The sequence below is a fragment of the Arthrobacter sp. M2012083 genome (genome assembly GCF_000281065.1).
GTDB lineage: Bacteria > Actinomycetota > Actinomycetes > Actinomycetales > Micrococcaceae > Arthrobacter.
On sequence record NZ_AKKK01000025.1, the window covers coordinates 60,734 to 85,086 of the forward strand.

General features: G+C 63.6%; 18 protein-coding genes. 6 read left to right on the top strand and 12 right to left on the bottom strand.

What is annotated here, in order from left to right; genetic code table 11:
- The first annotated feature begins 83 nt into the window (after positions 1–83).
- Positions 84–1,493, top strand: a complete 1,410-nt coding sequence (locus A477_RS0112480; protein WP_017199323.1) for an NAD(P)H-quinone dehydrogenase — start codon at positions 84–86, stop codon at positions 1,491–1,493.
- Positions 1,494–1,677: 184 nt separating this feature from the next.
- Here the strand turns inward: A477_RS0112480 and A477_RS0112485 are convergent, their stop codons facing one another.
- From A477_RS0112485 to A477_RS0112495, 3 genes are read right to left on the bottom strand one after another with little or no spacing between them, the layout of a single operon-like run.
- Positions 1,678–3,240 (bottom strand): FAD-dependent oxidoreductase, encoded by a 1,563-nt coding sequence (locus A477_RS0112485; protein ID WP_017199324.1) that lies wholly within the window; start codon positions 3,238–3,240, stop codon positions 1,678–1,680.
- The gene (locus A477_RS0112490) at positions 3,237–5,423 is read right to left on the bottom strand and encodes a molybdopterin oxidoreductase family protein (RefSeq protein WP_017199325.1); all 2,187 of its coding nucleotides are present in this window, start codon (positions 5,421–5,423) and stop codon (positions 3,237–3,239) included. Before A477_RS0112490 ends, A477_RS0112485 begins: the two co-directional genes overlap by 4 nt.
- Positions 5,424–6,836: an MFS transporter gene (locus A477_RS0112495; RefSeq protein ID WP_017199326.1), complete on the bottom strand. Its 1,413-nt coding sequence runs from the start codon at positions 6,834–6,836 to the stop codon at positions 5,424–5,426.
- 295 nt (positions 6,837–7,131) lie between these two features.
- On the opposite strand from A477_RS0112495, the gene A477_RS0112500 reads away from it, so the two are divergent.
- Positions 7,132–8,541: an MFS transporter gene (locus tag A477_RS0112500; protein ID WP_017199327.1), complete on the top strand. Its 1,410-nt coding sequence runs from the start codon at positions 7,132–7,134 to the stop codon at positions 8,539–8,541.
- 73 nt (positions 8,542–8,614) lie between these two features.
- Here A477_RS0112500 and A477_RS0112505 read toward each other — a convergent pair whose 3' ends face one another.
- From A477_RS0112505 to A477_RS0112545, 9 genes are all read right to left on the bottom strand, one after another.
- Positions 8,615–10,486: an acetyl/propionyl/methylcrotonyl-CoA carboxylase subunit alpha gene (locus tag A477_RS0112505; RefSeq protein WP_017199328.1), complete on the bottom strand. Its 1,872-nt coding sequence runs from the start codon at positions 10,484–10,486 to the stop codon at positions 8,615–8,617.
- A gap of 60 nt (positions 10,487–10,546) precedes the next feature.
- Entirely contained in the window at positions 10,547–11,218 is a 672-nt protein-coding gene (locus tag A477_RS0112510; RefSeq protein WP_017199329.1) for a Maf family protein, read from the bottom strand.
- 181 nt (positions 11,219–11,399) lie between these two features.
- Positions 11,400–13,925, bottom strand: a complete 2,526-nt coding sequence (locus tag A477_RS0112515; RefSeq protein ID WP_017199330.1) for an MMPL family transporter — start codon at positions 13,923–13,925, stop codon at positions 11,400–11,402.
- A 1-nt stretch (position 13,926) separates the two neighbouring features.
- Positions 13,927–14,616 (bottom strand): TetR family transcriptional regulator, encoded by a 690-nt coding sequence (locus A477_RS0112520; protein WP_017199331.1) that lies wholly within the window; start codon positions 14,614–14,616, stop codon positions 13,927–13,929.
- A gap of 172 nt (positions 14,617–14,788) precedes the next feature.
- Entirely contained in the window at positions 14,789–15,229 is a 441-nt protein-coding gene (locus A477_RS0112525) for a YbjQ family protein (RefSeq protein WP_017199332.1), read from the bottom strand.
- A gap of 94 nt (positions 15,230–15,323) precedes the next feature.
- Positions 15,324–16,757: a dicarboxylate/amino acid:cation symporter gene (locus tag A477_RS0112530; protein ID WP_017199333.1), complete on the bottom strand. Its 1,434-nt coding sequence runs from the start codon at positions 16,755–16,757 to the stop codon at positions 15,324–15,326.
- Positions 16,758–16,872: 115 nt separating this feature from the next.
- Positions 16,873–18,555: a DUF885 domain-containing protein gene (locus A477_RS0112535; protein ID WP_017199334.1), complete on the bottom strand. Its 1,683-nt coding sequence runs from the start codon at positions 18,553–18,555 to the stop codon at positions 16,873–16,875.
- Between the two features lie 65 nt (positions 18,556–18,620).
- Entirely contained in the window at positions 18,621–18,878 is a 258-nt protein-coding gene (locus tag A477_RS0112540) for an acyl-CoA carboxylase epsilon subunit (protein WP_017199335.1), read from the bottom strand.
- Positions 18,875–20,458 (bottom strand): acyl-CoA carboxylase subunit beta, encoded by a 1,584-nt coding sequence (locus A477_RS0112545; RefSeq protein ID WP_017199336.1) that lies wholly within the window; start codon positions 20,456–20,458, stop codon positions 18,875–18,877. Before A477_RS0112545 ends, A477_RS0112540 begins: the two co-directional genes overlap by 4 nt.
- A gap of 216 nt (positions 20,459–20,674) precedes the next feature.
- On the opposite strand from A477_RS0112545, the gene A477_RS0112550 reads away from it, so the two are divergent.
- From A477_RS0112550 to A477_RS0112565, 4 genes are all read left to right on the top strand, one after another.
- Complete coding sequence (locus A477_RS0112550) at positions 20,675–21,565, top strand: SDR family oxidoreductase (RefSeq protein WP_017199337.1); 891 nt, start codon at positions 20,675–20,677, stop codon at positions 21,563–21,565.
- 67 nt (positions 21,566–21,632) lie between these two features.
- Positions 21,633–22,583: a biotin--[acetyl-CoA-carboxylase] ligase gene (locus A477_RS0112555; RefSeq protein WP_017199338.1), complete on the top strand. Its 951-nt coding sequence runs from the start codon at positions 21,633–21,635 to the stop codon at positions 22,581–22,583.
- A complete protein-coding gene (locus A477_RS0112560; protein WP_017199339.1) occupies positions 22,576–23,169 on the top strand; it encodes a PH domain-containing protein in 594 nt (197 codons plus the stop codon). The genes A477_RS0112555 and A477_RS0112560 overlap by 8 nt, the downstream gene beginning before the upstream one ends.
- Positions 23,159–24,337: an adenylate/guanylate cyclase domain-containing protein gene (locus tag A477_RS0112565; RefSeq protein WP_017199340.1), complete on the top strand. Its 1,179-nt coding sequence runs from the start codon at positions 23,159–23,161 to the stop codon at positions 24,335–24,337. Before A477_RS0112560 ends, A477_RS0112565 begins: the two co-directional genes overlap by 11 nt.
- The last annotated feature ends 16 nt before the right edge of the window (positions 24,338–24,353 follow it).

A 24,353-nucleotide genomic window follows, 5' to 3' on the forward strand; every position in this document is an offset into this window, starting at 1 on the left:
CTACAGGACATTGGTAGGGATCGGAGTGGAGTGAGGTTGGGCTGGGTGGCACCAAGCGTGGCAATGAGCGAGAATTGAGGACTGTGACCACCCAAGTTGACTTCAGTGCCCCCCGTATCGCGATCCTTGGAGGTGGTCCCGGCGGATATGAAGCTGCCATGGTTGCCGCCTCGCTCGGCGCGCACGTCACCATCGTCGAACGGGCAGGCCTCGGCGGCTCCGCGGTGCTGACCGACGTCGTGCCTTCCAAAACCCTTATTGCCACCGCCGACCTCATGACGCGCGTCGGTGAGGCGGACGAACTCGGAGTGAAATTCGACGGCGACGGCACGGCCTCCAAGCCGCGTGCCGACCTCAAGCACATCAACGATCGCGTCCTGACCCTGGCCCACGGCCAGTCCGACGACATCCGCGCAGGCCTCGAGCGCCTGGGCGTGGAGATCGTCATCGGTTCCGGCAAGCTGCTGGATAACAACACCATCGAGGTCCTCACCCTCGAAGGAACACGGACCATTGACGCCGACGCGATCCTGCTGGCTGTTGGTGCCCACCCTCGCGAACTTCCCACGGCCAAGCCCGACGGCGAACGCATCCTCAACTGGGCCCAGATCTACAACCTGGACGAGCTTCCCGAAGAACTCATCGTTGTGGGTTCGGGAGTTACCGGCGCCGAGTTCGCATCCGCCTACAACGGCTTGGGATCCAAGGTCACCCTGATCTCCAGCCGTGACCAGGTTCTACCCGGCGAGGACACAGACGCAGCCAAGCTGCTGGAAGGCGTCTTCGAACGCCGTGGCGTACACGTCCTGTCGAAGTCCCGCGCCAATGCAGTGGAGCGAACCGACGACGGCGTGAAGGTCACCTTGGGTGACGGATCCGTGGTGACAGGTTCGCACTGCCTGGTATGTGTCGGTTCCATCCCCAACACCGCAGGCATCGGCCTTGAAGAAGCAGGCGTGACCCTGACAGAGTCCGGGCACATCAAGGTGGACGGCGTTTCCCGCACCACTGCGCCTAACATTTACGCCGCCGGCGACTGCACGGGCGTGTTCGCTTTGGCATCCGTTGCAGCCATGCAGGGCCGAATTGCGATTGCCCACTTCATGGGCGACGGCGTCAAGCCGCTGAAGCTCAACCAGGTGGCGTCCAACATCTTCACCTCTCCGGAAATCGCCTCCGTGGGTGTTTCCGAGGCCGATCTCGCTTCCGGCAAATACCAGGGCGACGTCGTGATGTTGTCCCTGCTCAGTAATGCCCGCGCCAAGATGCGCAACACCAAGGACGGCTTCGTCAAGATCATCGCCCGCAAGGGATCCGGCACCGTGATCGGCGGCGTAGTGGTTGGGCCGAACGCGTCCGAGCTCATCTTCCCGATCTCCGTAGCTGTAACCCAGAAGCTCCACGTGGACGACGTCGCCAGCGCATTCACCGTGTACCCATCGCTGACAGGTTCCATCTCGGAGGCCGCACGGCGCCTGCACGTGCACATGTAGCTTCACGCTGACCAGCGTGGTGCCCGTTTCGATGGCCCGCTGCGCAGTAGACGATTCCTACCGTCTAGTGTGCAGCGAGCCGTAGAGACGGGCTCCGCCGTCTGCCTACATCCATCGGAACACCGAGGGCCGCCATGCACGCACCAGAACCTGGCCCCCGAATCGGAGCGAGAGCTAAGCGGCGTCAGGCGGCAGCCGCTTGGAAATGTTTTTCGATGATCCCCTTGATGTCCCCATGGCATCCTCCGCAGCCTGTGCCGGCGCGCGTGGCCTTGGAAACCTCGCCCACCGTGCTGCAGCCTTCCACCACGGAATCCTCGATGCTGGCCGCGCTCACCCCGGCGCAGCGGCACACCGTTCTTTGGGGGTCGTTGCTCGTGGCGCCGGCATCCAACTGGTCGGGTCCGTCCAGGCGGAGCAGCAAGGACCGGTCTGCGGGCAGCTCCGAGGAACGCTCGAAGAGCACCACCAGCTCGGCGGCTGTCCGGGGCATACCTACGGCCACCAAGCCTTCCAGCACTCCGCCCCGGGTTGTCATCTTCACGTAGCGGCCGTGTTCGGGATCGGCCCACTGTGAAATTTGCCTGCGGGCACGCCCTGACGCGGCACCGGCTTCCAGCAACTCCTCGTCCCAAGGATCGGCCTGGTTGTCGCCCGCCACGGCCAGGTTGATGCCGCGTGCCTTCAGGACAACCACCCCGGGCTTCTCCTGGGGCAGCGCTTCCAGGGCATCTGCGGCGGCCTGGCCATCCCGCGCCAGCACCATGAGGTATTCGGCCAACCACTCAGCCTGACGCCAGCCCGGACCCACCAGCCCGGAGGGACCTGCGGCCGTTCGGCAGTCAACGCAGGCGGCGTCGGGGCAGCGCACTTCAGCACAGTCGCCGATCGCGAACATGTGGGGTTCGTGATAGGTCCGGAGGTGGTGGTCCACGAGGATCCCTGTCGCAACAGGCAAGCCACAGCCTTCCGCTAATTCAATGCGGGGGCGCACACCACAGGACAGAACCAGCAGGTCGCCGTCGATCGCCGAGCCGTCATCCAACAGCAAAGCCGAGAAGCTGCCGCCCGGTCCTGCCGTCTCCACACCAGTAGAACGTGCATTGCCTGCCACCCGGACACCGCCGGCCCGCAGGCTGTTGATGAGGACGGATCCACTGCCGCGGTCAATGCTCCTGCCGAGGGGGAAAGGCCCATTGTGGACCACAGTTGCTTGAGCGCCCTCTTCCGAGGCAGCCAAGGCGGTTTCCAGGCCAAGTACGCCGCCACCCAGCACCACCACACGCTTTCCGTCGGCCACCGCCGCCCGCAGCACGGCGGCATCCTGTAGATCGCGCAAAGCAGTGACGCCGGCCGGAAGCACCGGCCGGGAAGGATCCGGGTTGAGCCCGGTGAGGTTCGGAATGACGGGCCGGGACCCGGTGGCGAACACCAGCCGGTCATAGTGCTCGGTGCTGTCATCGGACAGAACTATATTTTGGCGGGCGCGGTCGATCCTTTTGACCTTGACGCCCAGACGCACTTCCACGCCGTCGGCTTCCAACTCGGACGCATCAGCCATCGCGAGAGCCTCCGGCGTGGTGCGGCCAACGCCCAGTTCAGCAACCATCACGCGGTTGTACGCTGCTTCGGTTTCCTGGCCGACCACCAATAATTGCACCAGCCCCGAGCGGACGGCTGGGAGCAGTTCGTCAATGAGCCGTGCTGCAACGGGCCCGAATCCAACAACAACAATGCGCTCGCTCATGATGCCTCCTTGACGTGCAGTGGCAGCCGCGTTCCAGCTGGAACCCGTTCCTGGGTGGAGACTGCCTTCCGGACCCATACCCGGCTGGTCTTGAACTCCGGCATGCCGGAAATGGGATCTGTGGCCGCCTCCGTGAGGCGGTTGGCGTTTTCCTGGCCAGGGAAGTGGAACGGCAGGAAGACGGTGTCCGGGCGGACCGAGTTGCTGAGCTCGGCACGGCAAAGCACTTCACCGCGCTCATTTGTCACGGTGGCGTAGTCGCCGTCGGCAATGCCGCGTGAAGCCGCCGTACCCGGGTGAATGAGGAGCCGGGCCTGGGGCTGCGATGCCAGGAGCTCGCTCACGCGTCGGGTCTGCGCGCCGGATTGGTAGTGCTCCAGGAGCCGGCCGGTTGCCAGAGCCAGAGAATCGTCCGCGAACGAACGAACGGCCCGCTTGGACGGCGTCACCGGAACCATGACTGCCCGGCCATCAGCATGGGCAAACCCGTCGGCGAAGAGTCGCGGTGTCCCGGTGCTTCCCACGGGGTAGGGCCAGTAAGCAGCTTCGCCCCGGTCCAGCATGGCGTAATCGATGCCCGAGTAGTCGGCCAGGCCACCGGCGGAAGCCAAGCGAAGCTCTTCGAAAACGGTCTGGGGATCATCGCTGAACGTAGAAGGTGCCTCAAGCATCTCGGCAAGCCGGGCCATGAGCCACAACTCGCTGCGAACGCCCGGGGGAGGAGTCAGCGCGCGGCGGCGCCGGATCACCCGGCCTTCCAGATTGGTGAGCGTGCCTTCTTCCTCGGCCCATTGGGTCACAGGCAGAACCAGGTCGGCTTCAGCTGCGGTCTCGGACATGAAGAAGTCGCAGACCACCAGGAAGTCCAGGCTGCGGAGGCCTTGGATCACTGCGTTGGTATCGGGTGCCGACACCACCACGTTGGCGCCGTGCACAAAAAGGCAGCGGACGCCGTCGTGCTTTCCGAGTGACTTAAGAAGTTCGACGGCGGGGAGGCCGGGTCCGGGGATCAGTGACTCGTCGATGCCCCACACGCCGGCGACGTGCGCGCGGGCCGCGGGATCGGTGATCTTGCGGTAGCCGGGAAGCTGGTCGGCCTTCTGGCCGTGTTCGCGGCCGCCTTGGCCGTTGCCCTGGCCGGTCAGCGTGCCGTAGCCGCTGCGGGCCGAGCCAGGCAGGCCCAGGAGGAGGCTCAGGTTGATCGCCGCGGTGGCGGTGTCCGTCCCGTCCACATGCTGTTCCACACCGCGGCCGCTGAGGATATAGCTGCCGCCGTCGCGGGCTCCCTGCGCCAAGCGGCGGGCGGTTTCGCGGATCAGGGTGGCGGGTACGCCGGTGATGGACTGCACGCGCTCGGGCCAGAACGCATTGAGGCTCCGGACTACGGAGGCATAGCCCTTGGTGTTTGCCTCGATGTAGCCGGTGTCGGCCAGTCCTTCGTGGACCACCACATGGCTGATGCCCAAAAGGAGGGCCAAGTCTGTGCCGGGCGTCGGCTGCAAGTGGAGGCCACCGCCGTCGGACGTGAACGCCGCAGTAGCCGAGCGGCGGGGGTCCACCACGATCAGCCCACCGGCGTCCCGTGCGCCCTGCAGGTGCTGGACGAACGGAGGCATGGTCTCGGCAACGTTGGAACCGAGCATAAGGATGACGGACGCGGTGTCCAGGTCCGTAACAGGGAAGGGGAGGCCGCGGTCCACGCCGAACGCCCGGTTGCCCGCAGCTGCGGCTGACGACATGCAGAAGCGGCCGTTGTAGTCGATCCGCGAGGTGCGCAGGGCCAGCCGCGCGAACTTGCCCAACAAATACGCCTTCTCGTTGGTGAGGCCGCCGCCTCCAAAGACACCTACGGCGTCATTCCCGTACTGCTGCTGGGTGTCCTTGACGGCAGCAGTGATGAGCATGAGTGCCTGGTCCCAGGAGATGGGTTGGTGCACCCCGTCGGAACCTTTGAGCATCGGCTCGGTGACGCGGCCGTTGTGACGCAACAACGACGCCGATGTCCAGCCTTTGCGGCACAGCCCGCCCCGGTTGGTGGGGAAGTCGCGCCCGGATACTTCCAGGGGCGGGGCGGGTGCTGCCTCCGGCGCGGGCACTGCCCCGGCTGCAGTGGCAGCCGGGGTCAGCGTCATGGCGCACTGGAGCGCGCAGTACGGGCAGTGGGTATCGGCGCCGTTGGGCATCTAGATGTGTCCGATCGTGTTGCGCTTCCGGGCGGGGCGGATGTAGCAGACCCAGCAGACGGTGAGCATGAGGACATAGGTTCCAACGAATCCGTAGAACGCCGGGGTGTAGGAGCCGCTGGCCGTGTTGGAAGCATTGAGCACCTGTGGAATCACGAACCCGCCGTAGGCGCCGATCGCGGAGATCAGGCCCAGTGAGGAAGAAGCGAGTCGTGCGGTGCTGGCGCTCGAAGCGCCTGCGCGGGCTGCCCGGCTGGATGTAGCGAAGATGACGGGGATCATGCGGTACGTCGCACCGTTTCCGAAACCGCTGGCCAGGAAGAGCAGCAGGAACAAGGTGAGGAAGAGCCAGAAGTTCTTCAGGGGCAGCGTCCAGATCATGGTCAACGTGATGACGGCCATGGAAGCGAACGAGGCGATGGTCATCCGGGCGCCGCCCATGCGGTCTGCCATGCGTCCGCCGTAGGGGCGGGCCAGGGAACCGACCAGCGGGCCGAGGAAGGCCAGCGAGAGTGCCACCGCGCCGACATGGATGGAGGAGAAGTCCGGGAAGTAGTCCTTGATCAGTTTGGGGAAGACGCCCGCGAAGCCGATGAATGAGCCGAACGTACCGATGTAGAGGAATGCCATGATCCACAGGTGCGGTTCCTTGAGGGCAGCCAGGGAACCAGCCACATCACCCTTGGCGCTGGTGAGGTTGTTCATGTACTTGTAGGCGCCGAAGGCGGCGATGATGATCAACGGGATCCAGATGATGCCTGCCATCGGCAGGTTGACGGTCCCGGCAGCCAGCAGCGTGATGGCGATGGGGACAACAAGCTGTGCGACGGCGGCACCGAGGTTGCCGCCGGCAGCGTTCAGGCCCAGCGCCCAACCCTTTTCACGGGCAGGGTAGAAGAAGGTGATGTTGGCCATCGAACTGGCGAAGTTGCCGCCACCGAAACCGGCGAGTGCGGCCATGAGGAGCATGATTCCGAAGGGCGTCTCCGGGTTGGAGACACAGATGGCGAGGCCCGTGGTGGGGATCAGCAGGAGCAACGCCGAGACGATGGTCCAGTTCCGGCCACCGAACTTGGGAACCATGAAGGTGTAGGGGATACGGAGAGTAGCGCCTACGAGGCTGGGGATGGAGATGAGCCAGAAGATCTGGTTGGTATCGAACTGGAAGCCGGCTGCGGGGAGCTGGACCACCACGATGGACCACAGCTGCCAGACGACGAATCCGAGGAATTCGGCGAAGATCGACCAGTAGAGATTGCGCTTGGCGATGGACCGGCCTTCGGCTTCCCACTGGCCCTTGTCCTCGGCATCCCAGTTGGCAATCCAGCGGCCGGGGCGGTGTTCAAGGGCGGGGGCTGCGGTGGCAGTGGACTGGACGGGGGCCAGTTCATCTGCGGAGCGGTCAACAGTCACGGAAGTGCCTCCTTGGTGGGGGACGTTGTTATTCCAAGGTAGGTTTCGCGCATTTCGAGGACGGGCGCCGTTTGTAAACGTGCTGTGACATTTCCCTATCGGCGGGGTCACCGGCGCGTGAGGCGATGGTGAGGTAATGTGGCGCGGACCACAAGATGAGATTTTCCTGCGCGTCCGCATGGTGGACTTTGTTGTCCATTCAATGGACGGCGGAAACTATTATTGAACTCTTGAATAATCCTTCGCCGGGTGGCCTCCTGGAGACCCGGCCGGCGTGAAAGAAAGCTGCAAATACATGTCTTCCACTGCACCATCCAAGGAAGGCGAGTCCACTAAGCCAGTGAACTCGCGGGGCAAGGTGATCTTCGCGAGCCTGATCGGCACGACGATCGAGTTCTACGACTTCTACGCCTATGCCACCGCGTCGGTACTCGTCTTCCCGAAGCTCTTCTTCCCGGACGCCACTGACATCAACGCGCTGCTCAGTGCGTTCGCCATCTTCGGCGTTGCCTTCTTCGCGCGGCCCATCGGTGCCGTGGTCTTCGGCCACTTCGGTGACAAGATCGGCCGTAAGGGCACCCTGGTCGCATCGCTGCTGACCATGGGTATCGCAACCTTCCTCATAGGCCTCCTGCCCACGGCCTCCATGCCGGGATGGGCCATCCTGGCTCCGATCATGCTGGTCATCCTGCGCTTCTTCCAGGGCCTGGCCCTCGGTGGAGAATGGTCGGGCGCAGCGTTGCTGGCCACTGAGAACGCGCCCGAGGGAAAGCGGGCCATCTACGGAACGTTCCCGCAGTTGGGCGCACCCATCGGCTTCATCATCGCCAACGTCATCTTCATCTGGATGAACGTGTCCCTGAGCGCCGAAGAATTCCTCGCCTGGGGCTGGCGGGTTCCGTTCCTCCTCAGCGCGGTCCTGGTCATCGTGGGCCTCTACGTCCGATTGAAGCTGGTGGAGAGCGCGTCCTTCACCAAGGTGATCGAGCAGGAAAAGGTGCAGAAGCTGCCCCTCGCGGCCACGCTGAAGAGCCACTGGCGCCCCGTGGTGGCCGGTACGTTCATCATGTTCGCCACTTATGTCCTCTTCTACATCATGACTACGTTCACGCTGTCCTATGGCACCAAGCCCACTTTGGCCGGCGCCCAGGCAGCGGCTGAGAAGGCCGGTACGCCCATGACCCCCGAGCAGGTCGCGGCGTTCGTCCCTGGCCTGGGCATCACCCGGTCCGACTTCCTCTGGATGCTGATCATCGGCGTCGTGTTCTTCGGGATCTTCACGGTGGTCTCCGGACCACTCGCTGAGAAGTGGGGCCGACGCAAGTTCCTGCTGGGCGTCACTGCCGGTATTTTCGTCTTCGGTGCGCTTTGGTTCACCATGTTCGGACCCGGCCAGGCAGCGGCCATGGTCGGCCTCATTGTGGGCTTCACCCTCATGGGCCTGACCTTCGGTCCCATGGCGGCCATCCTTCCCGAGCTGTTCCCGGCCAACGTCCGTTACACGGGGTCGGCAGTGGCGTACAACCTGTCCTCCATGATCGGAGCCGCTCCCGCCTCGTTCGTGGCCATTGCCCTCTGGTCTGCAGCCAACGGCAGCACCTGGCTGGTTGGCGCCTACATGGCCGCTGCCGCTGTGGTCACCTTCGTGGCGCTTTGGCTGACGCGCGAAACCAAGGACATGGACTACGAGAACAACGTGGCCTAAGCAGCCCAATAACGACGTCGGCCCCGCACCAAACAAACGGTGCGGGGCCGGCGTCGTTAAGAGGTTCTTGGAGTTAGTCCTCGATGGTGGCGATGACTGCACCTGCGGCGACGGTCTCGCCTGCGGTGGCAGCGAGGCCGCGCACCGTACCGGCCTTGTGGGCGGTCAGCGGCTGTTCCATCTTCATGGCTTCCAGGACCACGATCAGGTCGCCTTCAGCCACGACGTCGCCTTCAGAAGCTGCCACCTTGACGATGGTGCCCTGCATGGGGGACGTCAGCGCATCGCCGCCCGCAGCCGCAGCCGTTGCACCAGCTGAACGGGAGCGCTTCTTGGACTTGCCGGACTTGGTGCCCGAACCGCTGGAAACCGTAGCGATGCTGCCGCCCAGGCCGGATGGCAGGACGACCTCAAGCCGCTTGCCACCAACCTCGACGACGACGCGCTGGCGGTCACCGGCGTCGGACGTTTCAGCACCCGCGCCGTGGGCAGACCAGGCCGGGATGCTGTTCACGAACTCGGTCTCGATCCAGCGGGTGTGAACCTTGAAGGGTCCTTCCGCCGGTGCAAAATCGGGATCGGTGACTACTGCGAGGTCGAAGGGGATGACGGTTGGGATGCCCTCAACCACCATCTCCTCCAACGCGCGGCGCGAACGCTGGAGGGCTTGCTCGCGGGTGGCGCCCGTGATGATCAGCTTGGAGAGCATGGAGTCGAAGTTGCCACTGATGACGTCGCCCTGCTCAATGCCGGAATCGATCCGGACGCCGGGGCCCGTCGGGTTCTTCAGTGTGCTGATGGTGCCGGGGGCGGGCATGAAGTTGCGGCCCGGGTCCTCGCCGGTGATGCGGAACTCGAAGGAGTGGCCGCGGACCTCGGGGTCGTCATAACCAAGTGCTTCGCCGCGGGCGATGCGGAACTGCTCGCGGACGAGGTCGATTCCCGTGACTTCTTCGGACACGCAGTGCTCCACCTGCAGGCGGGTGTTGACCTCGAGGAAGGAGATGGTGCCGTCCTGGCCCACCAGGAACTCGCAGGTGCCGGCGCCGAGGTAGTTGGCTTCCTTCAGGATGGCTTTGGAGGACTCGTAGAGGCGCTTGTTCTGCTCTTCGCTGAGGTACGGAGCAGGGGCTTCCTCAACAAGTTTCTGGTTGCGGCGCTGCAGCGAGCAGTCACGGGTGGAAACCACCACAACGTTGCCGAAAGCATCGGCCAGGCACTGGGTTTCGACGTGGCGCGGAGCATCGAGGAAACGCTCAATGAAGCATTCGCCGCGGCCGAAGGCGGCCACCGCTTCACGGACGGCTGATTCGTAGAGCTCCGGGATCTCTTCCATGGTGCGGGCGACCTTGATGCCGCGTCCACCACCGCCGAAGGCAGCCTTAATGGCGATAGGCAGGCCAAATTCCTCGGCGAACTTCAGGATTTCGTCGGCGGATTCCACGGGGTCAGCGGTGCCGGGGACGAGGGGTGCGCCTACTTTTTCGGCGATGTGGCGGGCCTGGACCTTGTCACCCAGGGCCGAGATGGCTTCGGGGGAGGGGCCGATCCACGTGATACCGGCGTCGATGACCTTGGCCGCGAATTCGGCGTTCTCGGCCAGGAAGCCATAGCCGGGGTGGATGCCATCGGCGCCTGACTGCTTGGCGACGTCGATGATCTTGTCCATCACCAGGTACGACTCGGCAGCAGTGTTGCCGCCCAAGGCGTAAGCTTCGTCGGCGAGGCGGACATGGAGGGCGTCACGGTCGGGCTCGGCGTAAACGGCTACGGAGGCGATGCCTTCGTCCCGGGCGGCTCGGATGATGCGGACCGCGATTTCGCCGCGGTTGGCAATCAAGACCTTGGTGAGAGGGCTGGAAATGGGCTGCGCCGGGTTAGCTGACAAGTTGTTGACTCCTTCTGTCCTTGAGGAGCCTAGCGTGATTGTGAGGGTTCCGCCCATATTGATGGGGGATTCCGTGTGTGAGGCGATGTTCCTTTGTAGGGTTGCTACAAACCGCCTCTACTGGCTCTTCGCGTCCCACAGCTCCGTAATGCCCACGTTCGCATGGACCAGCAGGTCCCGGAGGGTGGAAATGGAAAGCCCGACGACGGCGTGCGGGTCGCCGTCCACCTTACGGATGAAGGCCCCACCCAAACCGTCGATGGTGAACGAGCCGGCGCAGTGAAGGGGTTCTCCGGTGGCGATGTAGGCGTCGATGTCCTGGGTACTCATGTGGGCGAAGTGGACCTCAGCGCTCGATACCGCTCCCACGGTGGCGCCCGTGCCTTCGGGAGTTTCATCTGCGTCTGCCTCTTCGTCCGCGTCAGCGGCGGTGTCCCGGCAATCAACCAGCCAGTGGCCGGTGTGGAGCACTCCCTGTGAGCCGCTCATCCGCAGCATCCGCTCCCGGGCGACCTCTGCGGTGTAGGGCTTGCCATGGGACTCGCCGTCGAACTCGAAAACCGAATCGCATCCGATCACCAAGGCACCTTCAGCTTCGGGGAGGGCGGCAACGGCCTCGGCCTTGGCACGGGCCAGCAAGAGCGCGGTGTCGTGGGCGTCCGTCACTCCGTACTTTGCCTGGACCGCATCTTCGTCGACGTCCGAAACCAGGACGTCGTGCTGAATTCCGGCTTCCGTGAGCAGTTTGGTGCGGGCGGGGGACTGGGAGGCAAGGATCAATCGGGTCACGGTCCCAGCCTAGTACGGCCCTCGCTCACGTCCCGCGTGCTTAAACCGAACGCTCGCTCACGTCCCGCGTGTTTAAACCGAACGCTCGCTCACGTCCCGCGTGCTTAAACCGAACGCTCGCTCACTTGCCTCAAGCAAGGGAGCGAGCGTTCGTGAATATTGGCTGTTAGATGAGAGACCGTTAGTGGACGAGTTCCTCGGCGTCGGCCTTACGGCGATCACTGCGGTCCAGTTTGGCGCCTTCCACATCCACATCCGGGAGGATCCGTTCCAGCCACTTGGGCAGCCACCAGGCCTTCTCACCCAGAAGGTACATCACGGCCGGAACAATCGTCATGCGGACCACGAAGGCATCAATCAGCACACCGAATGCCATGGCGAAGCCGAGGGGCCTGACCATGGTGAGGTGGCTGAAGATGAAGCCGGAGAACACGCTGACCATGATGATCGCGGCTGCGGTGACCACTGCTGCGGCGTGGCTGAATCCTGAGCGGACCGCGTGCTTGGCGGACTCACCGTGCATGAAGGACTCCCGCATCCCGGAGGTGATGAACACCTGGTAGTCCATCGCCAGGCCGAACAGCACGCCGATCAGGATGATGGGCAGGAAGCTGAGCACAGCACCCGGATTGGCGACGTCGAAGATCCCTCCCAGCCAGCCCCACTGGTACACGGCAACCACGGCGCCGAAAGCAGCGGCGAGGGAGAGCAGGAATCCGCCTGTTGCCAGCAGGGGCACCACGATGGAGCGGAACACCAGCAGCAACAGCAGCAGTGAAAGCCCGACGACGATTGCCAGGTAGGGCGGCAAGGCGGCGCCCAGCTTGTTGGAGACGTCGATGTTGCCTGCGGTTTGGCCCGTTAGGCCGATCGTTACGTCCAGGTCGTCGTGAATTGCGGAGCCCTTGGCGCGGAGATCGGACACCACCTGCACGGTGCCGGCGCTGGCGGGACCCTCCTTCGGTATGACCTGGAAGACGGCAGTACGGCGGTCTTCGCTCAAGGCAACGGGCACAGCGGCAATCACGTTCTCTACGCTGCGGAGCTGGTCCGCGACGTCGAATTGCTTGTTCTTGGCGTCGTTCTCGCTGAGACCGTCGGGGAATTCGCCCACGACGACGATCGGTCCGGTCACGCCTTCGCCGAAGCTGCTGCGCGTGAGGTCGTAGGCCTTGAAGGCTTGCGAATCCACCGGCTCGGAGCCGCCGTCGGGAAGTGCCAGTCGCAGTTGCGATGCGGGCAACGCCAAGGCGCCCAGCAGCACGACGCTTGCCACGAGGGCAGCCCACGGGTGACGTGTGACCATGCCGCCCCAGCCCCCGCTGCTGCGCTTCTCCTCGCGTTCGCGGTCCGCGGCTTCGTGGCCGGGCTCGGCGTTGTGCTTGGCAGCTTTGGCCCAAGCGCGCTTGGAAATGAGTCGGCGGCCGATCAGGGCCAGGACAGCGGGCGTCAGGGTCAAAGCTACGACGACGGCTACGCCGACTGTCGCCGCGGCCGCAACACCCATCACAGCGAGGAAGGGCAACCCGGGAACCACCAGGGCGGCGAGGGCGATGATGACCGTGAGGCCGGCGAATAGCACGGCGTTACCGGAGGTTCCGGTGGCCAAGGCCGCGGATTCCTCCGCGTCCATACCGGACAGGAGCTGCGTGCGGTGGCGGTTGACGATGAAGAGGGAGTAGTCAATGCCAACAGCGAGTCCGAGCATCAGGGCAAGCATGGGGGAGATGGAGCTCATGTCGATCACGCTGGTGAGGGCGAACGTTCCACCGACGCCCACGGCAACGCCGATCAAGGCCATCAAAAGAGGCAGGCCAGCCGCGATAAGAGTGCCGAGCATCAGAATCAGGACAAGGGCAGCCACTGCGACGCCCACGATTTCTGCAATGCCGAAGATCTCAGAGACGTCCTCGGTGATTTCCTTGCTGGCGTAAGCCGTGACGCCGGCGGAAGAGACTCCGTGGACAATCTCCTGGACTTCCTCGCGGACAGCGGGGTCAACGGCGTTGATGGAGGTCTTGAACTGGACCTGCGCGATTGCAGCTCTGTTGTCGCTGGAGACAAAACGCATGCCCTTAGAGGCCTCAAGCTGTCGCTTGCCGAGGGCCAGTGCGGCGGCGCCGTCGGCCGCTTCCTTGGTTCCGGCGTCGAGCTTTTCCTTTCCTGCGGCGAGTTCGGCTCGCTGCGGAGCCAGCTGCGCTTCAATCTGTGCCGGACTGAGGCCGGCCGCTGCCAGTTGCTGCTCAGCCCCTGCGAGCTGGGTTTCGCCGGCAGCCAACTGGGCGCGGGCGGCGTCCAGCTGGGTTTGGCCCTCGGCAGCCTTGGCTTCGCCGGCGGCAATGTCCGCTGCGGCCTTGTCCAGCTGCTCCTGCGTGGTGAAGGGGTTTACCGTGCCCTGAACGTCCGGCATGGCTTCAAGCTTGGTGAGCGCGGCGGCAACCGCGTCCTTCTTGGCTTGGTCGAAGCCGGTATCTCCGGCATCGAAAACCACGCTGGCCGAGCCGCCGGACGAATCGGGCAGGGCCTCTTTGAGCTTGTCCGCCATCTGCTGGGTTTCGGTGCCCGGGATGGTGAAGTTGTTGGACATGGTGCCGTGGAACGCTGCGGCCGAGCCGCCTACTGCCACCATGACGGCCAGCCATATGGAGATGACCAGCCAGCGGCGGCGATACGAAAATTTGCCGAGACGGTAGAGGAACGAGGCCATGTCAGAACCGATCTTTGGTGGTTGAAACGGAAGGTGAGGCTGCTGGGCCGTGTAGGGAAGCGTCCGACGGCGGCGCGAAGCCGGCGCCGAGAAGGCCCATCGCATCGATGAGGTGCTGGCGGAGGACGGCAAGGGATGTGGGGGAAAGGTCCGGTCCGTGTTCGGCGAACCAGACGGTCATTGCCGCTTTGCCGCAGGAAATAACGGAACCTGCGAGGGCGTGAAGGTAGAGCTCACTGATTCCAGTGCCGAGCCTGCCGCGCGCGGCGTCAATGATTTGCTCGGTGCAGTGCTCCCAGGCTTCAAGTTCGGAGCGGGCCAGCTGGCGGTTGTCTTGGGTCAAGCTGAACAATTCGGCCATGGGTGCAACGGACATGGGATCGGCCAGCGCCATGAGGGCGGCCTGCGCGGATTCGAGGATAGACTCGTCCGCCGGCCGCAACCGGAACTGCTCCAACGCGTGGTCCATAAAGCCGTCGGCGACGGAGGCCAGGGCAGCTTCGAGGCTGGGAAAGTAGTTGAAAAAGGTTCGCCGTGAGACGCCCGCGCTGGCGGCGATGTCTTCCACGGTGAAATTACCGGACCCGTTGCTGCGCAAAAGGTCCAAGGCTGCGGAGGCGATGGAGCTGCGGGTGGCCGCCTTGTTGAGTTCGCGCCGTGACGGGGTAGCGGGCTCAGCAGTGGTGGACACCTCCGCAGCGGCTTCCTGGCTACTGGTTTGGGTCACATACTTACACTAAGTGCAAGTTTGCACTCTGCGCAATTTGAGCCGAGCGGCATACGAAGAGTCCCGCCCTGGTTCGTCATGCCCACCGTTGAATGGCGAGGCGGAGCGAACCAGGGCGGGACCCGGAAGGGTGGGGCTAGAACTGTGTTGGGGGCACCGGTGGAGCGGGGGGAGTCGGCTGACTCTGCTGGGATGACTGTTGGGCTGCGGTCTTGGTCAGGTAGATCGACTGGCCCGTTGCTCCCGGCTCACCCTCACCCAGCGGCAGCACATACACGGCGGTTCCGTAGGCACACACTTCGGTCCAGTTGGTGCCCATTTCCGAGGTGTCGAAGCGCATGGCCACAATAGCGTTGGCGCCACGCTGCTGCGCCTCGTTGACCATGCGTGCCATGACTTCCTGGCGGCTTTCGTAGAGGGCCTTGGTCATTTCGGGCAGCTCGCCGCCGCCAAGGGAGCGGAAGCCGGCGAGCATCTGGGACCCGATATCGCGTGAACGGACAGTGAGGCCCATGACTTCGCCAAAGACGGCGTCGATCCGGTGGCCTGGGATTTCGTTGGAGGTGACGATCAACATGGTCCGAGCCTATCCAGACTTTCGCCCTTAAACGGGGAAATCCCCCGGGGAGAACTCCCCGGGGGATTTGTGCCTTTGCAAAAGCGGCTAAGTCCTAGGCCTTTGAATCGGCCAATTCGCGCTCGTTGCCTTCAGCGGCTGCCTTATCGGCGGCAAACTCGTCCGCGAACGCTGCACCGTTGCGGGGTGCGTTATAGAGGGATTCGTCCAGGATGCCCTGGCGCTTGGCCACGATGGCCGGGACCAGCGCCTGGCCCGCGACGTTGACGGCGGTGCGGCCCATGTCCAGGATCGGATCGATCGCCAGCAGGAGGCCGACGCCGGCAAGCGGGAGACCCAGCGTGGACAGGGTCAGCGTAAGCATGACGACGGCGCCGGTGGTGCCTGCCGTAGCAGCGGAACCGAGGACGGAGACCAGTACGATCAGCAGGTACTGGCTGAAGTCCAGGTTGATGCCGAAGAACTGTGCCACGAAGATCGCTGCGATGGCCGGGTAGATCGCTGCGCAGCCGTCCATCTTGGTGGTGGCACCCAGCGGGACAGCGAAGGAAGCGTAACCGGAAGGGACGCCCAGGTTCCGCTCGGTGACGCGCTGCGTGAGCGGAAGCGTGCCGATCGAGGAGCGGGAGACGAACGCCAGCTGGACGGCCGGCCAAACACCGGAGAAGTACTGCTTGACGGACAGCCCGTGGACGCGGACCAAAATGGGGTAGAGGACGAAGAGCACCAGCGCCAGGCCAATGTAGATGGCGGCCGTGAACTTGCCCAAGGAGCCGATGGTGTCCCAGCCGTAGATGGCCACGGCGTTACCGATCAGGCCGATGGTCCCCAGCGGGGCGATGCGGATGATCCACCACAGGACCTTCTGGATGACTGCCAATGCGGAAGCGTTGAAGGTCAGGAAAGCTTCGGCCTGCTTGCCCACCTTGAGGGCGGCAACGCCGATGGCGATCGCGATCACCAGGATCTGCAGCACATTGAAGTTGACGGCTGTGCTGACTGTGGTGGCAGCGTTGGCGCTCTCGGTGACCGTGGAGCTGGCGCCGAGCCCAAGGAAGTTCTTGGGGAACAAACCAATCAGGAAGGCCCACCAGTCACCGGTCTTGCCGGCGTACTTTGCCTCTTCGGTGATGCCCGTTGCGGCGCCAGGTTGCAGGAGCACGCCGAGCCCAATGCCGATCAGCACCGAGACCAGTGAGGTGATGGCGAACCACAGCAGAGTGTTCCACGCCAGTCGCGCAGCGTTGGACACCTGGCGCAGGTTCGCAATGGAGCTCACCACGGCGGTGAAAATCAAGGGAACGACGGCGGTCTGCAGCAACGATACGTAGCTGGTGCCAATCGTCTGGAGAGTAGCGCCGAGGCCGTTGGGAGCAGCTTTGGTGCTGCCCGTGTACTTGGCGATGAGGCCCAGAATAAGGCCGACGATGAGGGCTGCGATGATCTGGACGCCGAAGGATCCGGCCCACTTGGGGAGCCGGAAGCCGGTCTTGCCAGCTGCTAGGGGGGTGTTGGTTGAGGTGCTCACCGGAACACGGTAGGTGCATCGCAAATAACATAGCGAACGGACGTTGAGAAATGTTACGCAGCTATGAAGTTATTCCCGCCCGGGGCGTGGCGTGCGTCTCGGGCGGGAACAAAAACTATCCCAACAGCGCCCGGCGCAGTACGTCCAAGCCAACCGAGCCGATGTTCAATGCCTTGCTATGGAAGGACTTGAGCTCGAAGCCTTCGCGGGATTCAAGCTCTGCACGAATTTGCTCCCACAAGCGCTGGCCCACTTTGTAGGACGGGGCCTGGCCCGGCCAGCCGAGGTAGCGGGTGAATTCGAACTGGAGCTGGCCTTCGCTGATGTCCAGGTTGGCTTTGAGGAAGTCGAAGCCCTTCTCAGGAGTCCACGTCCCCGTTCCCCAGCGCTCCGGAACGGGTAGTTCCAAGTGGACGCCTATGTCGAATACCACGCGGGCAGCACGCATGCGCTGGCCGTCGAGCATGCCCATGTGGTCGCCCGGGTCCTTGAGGTAGCCCAGTTCAAGCATGAGCTGCTCGGCGTAGAGTGCCCAGCCTTCTCCGTGTCCGGACACCCAGCAAACATTCCGACGCCAGTTGTTGAGGACTTCGCGGCGATACGTGGCGGTGGCTACCTGGAGGTGGTGGCCGGGAACACCTTCGTGGAACACTGTGGTTGTTTCGGACCAGGTGGTAAAAGTGTCTTCGCCTGCCGGCACGGACCACCACATGCGGCCGGGCCTTGAGAAATCGTCGGAAGGGCCGGTGTAATAAATGCCGCCCTCATCGGTGGGCGCGATCATGCATTCGAGGGTTTTCATGACGTCAGGGATGTCGAAGTGAACGTCGGCGAGCTCAGAGACTGCACGGTCGGAGAGCTCCTGCATCCAGGCTTTCAAGGCCTCCGTGCCCTTGATCTGCCGGGCGGGATCGTTATTGAGAATGCTCTTGGCTTCTTCAATGGAGGCGCCCGGTTTGATGTGGCCGGCAACCTTCTCCTGCTCGCTGATCAGCCGCTCGAGCTCTTGGACGCCCCAGGCGTACGTTTCTTCCAGATCGACTTCGGCGCCGATAAACGAACGGGAAGCCAAGGCGTATCGTTCCCGGCCCACAGCGTCCTTCTCAGGGGCTACGGGAAGGAGCTCGTCCCGAAGGAAGTCGCCCAAGGCGCTGTACGCAGAACGCGCGCCCGCAGTCCCGGCGTCGAGCTTTGACTGAACGTCCGCAGGCAGCGGTTGTCCACCAAGGGAAGCGGATGAAGCCAGCTTGGCAAAGAAGCCGTCCTCTGAGGCGTATCGGCCGGTCTGTTCAATGACGATCCGCACTTGGCGGGCGGCGGCTACTTTTCCGGCGGCAGCAGCCGAGCGAAGTGATGCAATATAGCCCTCGATCGCACCGGGAACGTTCGCAGCACGGCCGGCAATGTGCTCCCACTGTTCCACCGTGTCCGTGGGCATGAGGTCGAAGATGGCGCGAATGTCCTGGGCGGGGGAGGCGATGTTGTTGAGCTCGGCCGCATCCCAGCCGGACTCGTGGATCTCCAGGTCCAAGCCGAGCCGCTCGCGCATGGCGTCGAGGGTGACGGCGTCCACATCATCGGAAGGCTCAAGGCCTGCCAGGGCATCCAAGGCTAGCCTTGTAGCCTCCGCATGGGCCTCAGCCCCGGCAGGCGAGTAGTCCTGATATTCCGTTTCGTGTCCCGGCAATCCCAGCGTGGTGGCGAAGCTGGGATTGAGTTCGATCAGCTTGTCTGTGTACGCGTCAGCGACGGCATCGATGGCGGACTTCGGGCGTACGGGAGTGTTTGCAGTAGTCACCCACAGAGCCTATCCGCGACAACGCTTACGTGAAAGGGTTGTTGAACTTTCTGCGGAGGGGTGAATTAACCCCGGCTGCGCTTCCAAGCGCCCGGACCCGGTGTGGGGTCCAGGCGGAGTTGTTGGCGCCGCACCCAGTGACGGATGTTCGGCTTGGACGAGGCCGCTTCCTGCCGGACTCCCAGCGAAACCACGACGGCGGCAAGTGCCGCGAGCTCTTCGGCTGTCGGTTCGCCCTTGACCACCGAGAACTTCGGTTCGGCAGGCGGTTCGGCAGATGCTCCGTCGGGCGCCGAATCGGCGCGATGCTTGGGAGCCGTCACAGCGGAATGTTTCCGTGCTTCTTGGTGGGCAGGCTCGCGCGCTTGTCGCGGAGGGCCCGGAGTCCGCGGATGATCTGCAGGCGGGTGTCCGACGGAGCAATAACTGCGTCGACATAGCCCAGCTGTGCTGCCTGGTAAGGGTTGAGCAGTTCTTCCTCGTAGCCCTGGATGATCTCGGCGCGCTTGGCCTCCACGTCGCCGCCGGCTTCGGCCACGGCAGCGAGATCGCGACGGTAAAGGATGTTCACTGCCCCCTGGGCGCCCATGACGCCGATCTGCGCAGTGGGCCAGGCGAGGTTGAGGTCTGCGCCCAACTTCTTGGAGCCCATCACGATGTACGCGCCACCATAGGCCTTGCGGGTGATGACGGTGAGCTTGGGAACTGTTGCTTCGGCGTAGGCGTACAGGAGCTTGGCTCCACGGCGGATGATGCCTTGGAACTCCTGGTCCTTTCCGGGGAGGAAGCCGGGAACGTCAACCAGCGTGATGATCGGGATATTGAAAGCGTCGCAATGGCGGACGAACCGGGCAGCCTTCTCCGAGGCAGAGATATCGAGCGTGCCCGCGAACTGCATGGGCTGGTTGGCCACGATGCCGACGGTGTGTCCCTCAACGCGGCCGTAGCCGATCATCACGTTGGGAGCGTAGAGCGACTGCATTTCCAGGAAGTGGGCGTCGTCCACAATCTGTTCGATGACCTTGCGCATGTCGTATGGCTGGTTGGCGGAATCGGGGATCAGTCCGTCCAGCGCGTGGTCGTCGTCGTTCAGGTCCAGTTCCTGGTCGTGCTCCACCACGGGGGCCTCGGACAGGTTGTTGGAGGGGAGGAAGTCCAAAAGTTCGCGGACGAATTCAATCGCGTCGGCTTCGTCGGAAGCCAAGTAGGTGGAGGTGCCGGTGGTGGCGTTGTGCTGCCGCGCGCCACCGAGGGTTTCCATGTCCACGTCCTCACCGGTGACTGTCTTGATGACGTCAGGCCCGGTGATGAACATGTGCGACGTCTTGTCCACCATGACCACGTAATCGGTCAATGCGGGCGAGTAGGCGGCGCCGCCAGCGCAGGGGCCCATGATCAGGGAGATCTGGGGGACCACGCCGGAAGCGTGGACGTTGTTGCGGAAGATGTCCGCGAACATCGCCAGCGAAGCGACGCCTTCCTGGATTCGTGCGCCGCCGCCGTCGTTGATCCCGACCACCGGGCAACCGTTGCGGAGGGCGAATTCCTGGACCTTGACGATCTTTTCGCCGTTGACCTGGCTGAGTGAGCCGCCGTAGACGCTGAAGTCCTGGCTGTAGATGGCGATGAGGCGGCCATCCACGGTTCCATATCCGGAGACCACGCCGTCACCCAGCGGCTTTTTCTTTTCCATGCCGAAAGCGGTGGAGCGGTGGACTGCGAGGGCGTCGAACTCGACGAACGATCCGGGGTCGACCAAGAGGTCTATGCGTTCGCGGGCGGTGTTCTTGCCGCGAGCGTGCTGCTTTTCGATTGCTTCCGGGCCGGAAGGCTGTTCTGCACGGGCCTGGCGGTCGCGGAAGTCGGCAATCTTTCCCGCTGTCGTTGTCAGATCGTGGCTCATCAAGTGTCTCCGGCTCTGTAGCTGATATTCGCTGGCGCAATCCCGGCACGGACAAGTAGCTGACTTAAGTAGCTTCCGTACAAAGAACAGGCCCCGCAGGCCAGTCTAGTGACGCCTTTGCCGCGAACCGCTGTAGAAACCCTACAATTTTCCGCGTCCAAGCCAAAGCCACCGCTATGTTACCCGCCAGTAACATGCTTGGGTTAGAGTGTCCCCATGACTTCAAGCAACGGCGCTTCCTCCGCCTCAACAGAGGGTCAAACGCAACGCACCAGCCCCTACGTGGCCACCGCTTCGCTCAAGGGCAGGACCATCCTTTTGTCCGGCGGCAGCCGTGGCATCGGCCTGGCCATCGCCACCCGTGCGGCGCGCGACGGCGCCAACATTGTGCTCATGGCCAAGACCGGCGATCCCCACCCCAAGCTGGAAGGAACGGTTTTTAGCGCAGCAGATCAGTTGGTCGAAGCTGGCGGCCAGGCGCTGCCGCTCGTCGGGGACGTCCGCAATGATGACGACGTCGCCGCCGCGGTCGCCGCCGCCGTCGAGCGTTTCGGTGGAATCGACGTCGTGGTTAACAACGCCTCGGCGATCGACCTTTCCCGTACCGACGCCGTGGACATGAAGCGCTACGACCTCATGCAGGACATCAATGTCCGGGGCACGTTCCTGCTGTCCAAGCTGGCACTGCCTGCTCTGCGGGAATCCAACCACGGCCACATCCTCACCTTGTCTCCGCCCCTCAACCTGGACCCGAAATGGGCCGGAATGCACTTGGCCTACACCATGGCCAAGTACGGGATGAGCCTCACCACCTTGGGGCTCGCCGAAGAGTTGAAGGACGACGGCGTCTCGGTCAACTCGCTCTGGCCATGCACCTTGATCGATACGGCCGCGATCCGGAACATGCCCGGTGGGCAGCAAATCGTGCAGGCGGCCCGCGGACCGGAGATCATGGCCGATGCCGCGCACGCCGTGCTGACCGGTTCGGGTGCCACCGGGAATTTCTATACAGACGAAGAAGTGCTGCGCGCTGCCGGCGTTTCGGATTTCACTCCATACAGCCTCGGCGCACCCGAAGACCGCTTGGTGCCGGACATCTTCCTTTAAGGGGATTCATAGCCGTTTTTCAGCGCAGCCATCATCCGGGGACGTCGCAACTGGATAGGATTCAGCTATGGATGCCGAACAGCCAGAGAGCAGCGAACCCCAGGTCATGTCCGGAGAGGTCGCGTCCGGGCAGTCCCGTTCCTCTGTGGATCGTAGGGCATTGGACCGTGATGCTCTGCTCCAGCCGGACTTCTTGTCGGCTACCGGCATCTCCCAGCTGAAGATTGTCGATTCCACGGGATCCACCAACCAGGACCTCGTGAGGGCCGTGACGGTGGAACCGAAAAAGTGGGCCGACCTTTCCGTGTTGACCGCCGAACACCAGACGGCGGCGCGCGGACGGCTTGACCGCCACTGGGAATCACCCGAGCGGTCCGCAGTGTCCGTCTCCATGGTGCTGCGCCCCGTCACGGCAGAAGGCATGCCGGTTCCGACGCAGAGCTACTCCTGGCTTTCGCTGCTGGCCGCGGTCGCTTTGCGGGAAGCCCTGCAGGAAACGGCCGGCATCACCGCGGAGATCAAATGGCCCAATGACGTGCTGGTTAACGGGCGGAAGGTGGCTGGCATCCTGGCCCAGATGACTCCGCTGGGCGACGGCTCCGTTCCGGCCGTCATCCTGGGCGTTGGCCTCAACGTGTCCTTGGCCGAGGAGGAACTTCCGGTTCCCACGGCTACGTCGCTTGCCCTGGAAGGGGCCACGACGACGGACCGCACTGCGCTGCTGAAGAGCTACCTTTCCCGCTTCGCCAGGTTGTACCGCAGTTTCTGCAACTCGGAGGGGGACCCTGCAGCCGGCTTGGTAGGTGGCCCGTCGCTGCATAAACGTGTTGAGTCTGCCATGGTGACGTTGGGCCGCGAAGTGCGGGCGCACTTGCCCGGGGACCACGAACTCGTGGGGCACGCCTCGCGCTTGGATGAGCACGGCTCATTGCTGGTGGTGGATCACGGCGGCAGGGAGCACGTAGTGACAGCCGGGGACGTGGTGCACTTGCGCGCCACAGAAAGCGGTTATGCGTAAAGAGCTACTTCCGGGGGAGCAGGTCATCACGATCACGCGCCAACAGGGCCGTTCACTCTTTTTCCCGGTGCTGGCGTTCATCGTGGTTCCCGCGCTCACGGGTTTTGCTTGTGCCTGGATCGTCAGGGAAAACCCCCAGCGCCTGGCGCCGTTCATCACTGCCGAATGGACGCCCTGGCTCGTAGGCACTGTAGTTGTGCTCGCGGCGTGGTTCCTCGCCGCGTACAGCATGAGGCGCGTCTTGCGGTGGCGGTCGATCAGGTACATCCTGACGAGCAGGCGTGTACTTGCCAAGAACGGAATGTTTCGGCGGAGTGATTGGCAGGTGTCGCTGATGGCCGTCCGCAACGTGGGTGTCCAGCAGAACATGATCCAACGGGCATTGCACTCAGGGAATATATCCTTGGATACCGGGCACTCCGGAATAGCCGTCCTGGCCGATGTTCCCGAAGTCGGGAAGTTCCGGGGATTCATTCTTGACGCGATGGACGAACTCCCGCAAGGTGAGGTTTTTGAGGGTGAAGTACTGAGGGATTTTGAAGAATTGCCATGGGAGTTGAGAGAAGGTGGAAGAGATGAGCGTTGAGGATCAGCAGTCCGGCGAGGACCTGGACCAGGAGTTCGACGCCGTACCGGAACCTTCCGTGGACGAGGAGACTGAGGTCGGGCCTGCTCCGGCGTCGGTGCAAACAGGTCCGCCCACTGGTGTGATGTCCGCGGAGCGCCTGGCTATTAAAGCGCTTGAGGCGAAACTCCTGGGCGGAGAACGCAAGCTCCGGCGTCGTGAAGTTGCTGCCGGTGCGGGCGTGTCCATCCTTTCGGCACGCAAGATCTGGCGCGCACTGGGATTCCCTAACTTTGGGGACGAGGACGTCGCGTTCACTGAACGCGACCAAGCTGCCCTGTCCAGGATCCTGGACTTGGTCCGTGCAGGACTCCTGACAGAGGACGCCGCGATCTCCGTTACCCGGTCCATCGGCCAAATGACGGACCGCATGGTGGTGTGGCAAATCGAAGCCTTGGTGGAGGACATGGTTTCCGAACAGGGAATCCCTGATGCCGTGGCCCGCAAGCAGTTGGTAGGGCAACTGCCTGCCTTGGTTGATTCGCTCGAAGAGATCCTGGTGTACTCCTACCGCCGCCAGCTCAACGCCGGCGTTCAGCGGCTTGCCGTTCGGGCGGAGGCCGGGTTGCAGGCCAGCGAGGAGGGCCGCGAGGGCGACGAAGACGATTCGCCGTTGCCCTTGGCCCGTGCCGTGGGATTCGCTGACCTTGTCTCTTACACCAGCCTGTCGCGCCGCATGAACGAGAAAACGCTCGCCCAGCTGGTGCAGCGCTTTGAGAACAAATGCGCCGAGATCATTTCCGTCGGTGGCGGGCGACTGGTCAAGACCGTGGGTGACGAAGTCCTGTACATCGCTGAAACCCCGGCCGCCGGAGCCGAGATTTCCTTGGCGTTGGCGCAAGCCTTCACGGAGGACGAGATCCTGCCGCAGTGCCGTGTATCCATGGTGTGGGGCCGCATTCTTTCCAGGCTCGGCGATATCTACGGGCCCACCGTCAACCTTGCCGCACGGCTGACCACCCTGGCGCAGCCCGGGACTGTCCTTGTGGACGCCATGACCGCCGCTGCCCTTGGACAGGACGACCGCTTTGTCCTGATTCCCCAGAAGTCGGAGAACGTCCGTGGTTTCGGCGAGATCCATCCCGTGATGCTCGCCCGCGGACGAGGCAAGGGTTTGGTGCTCGACTAAGCCACTGCCAACTGTG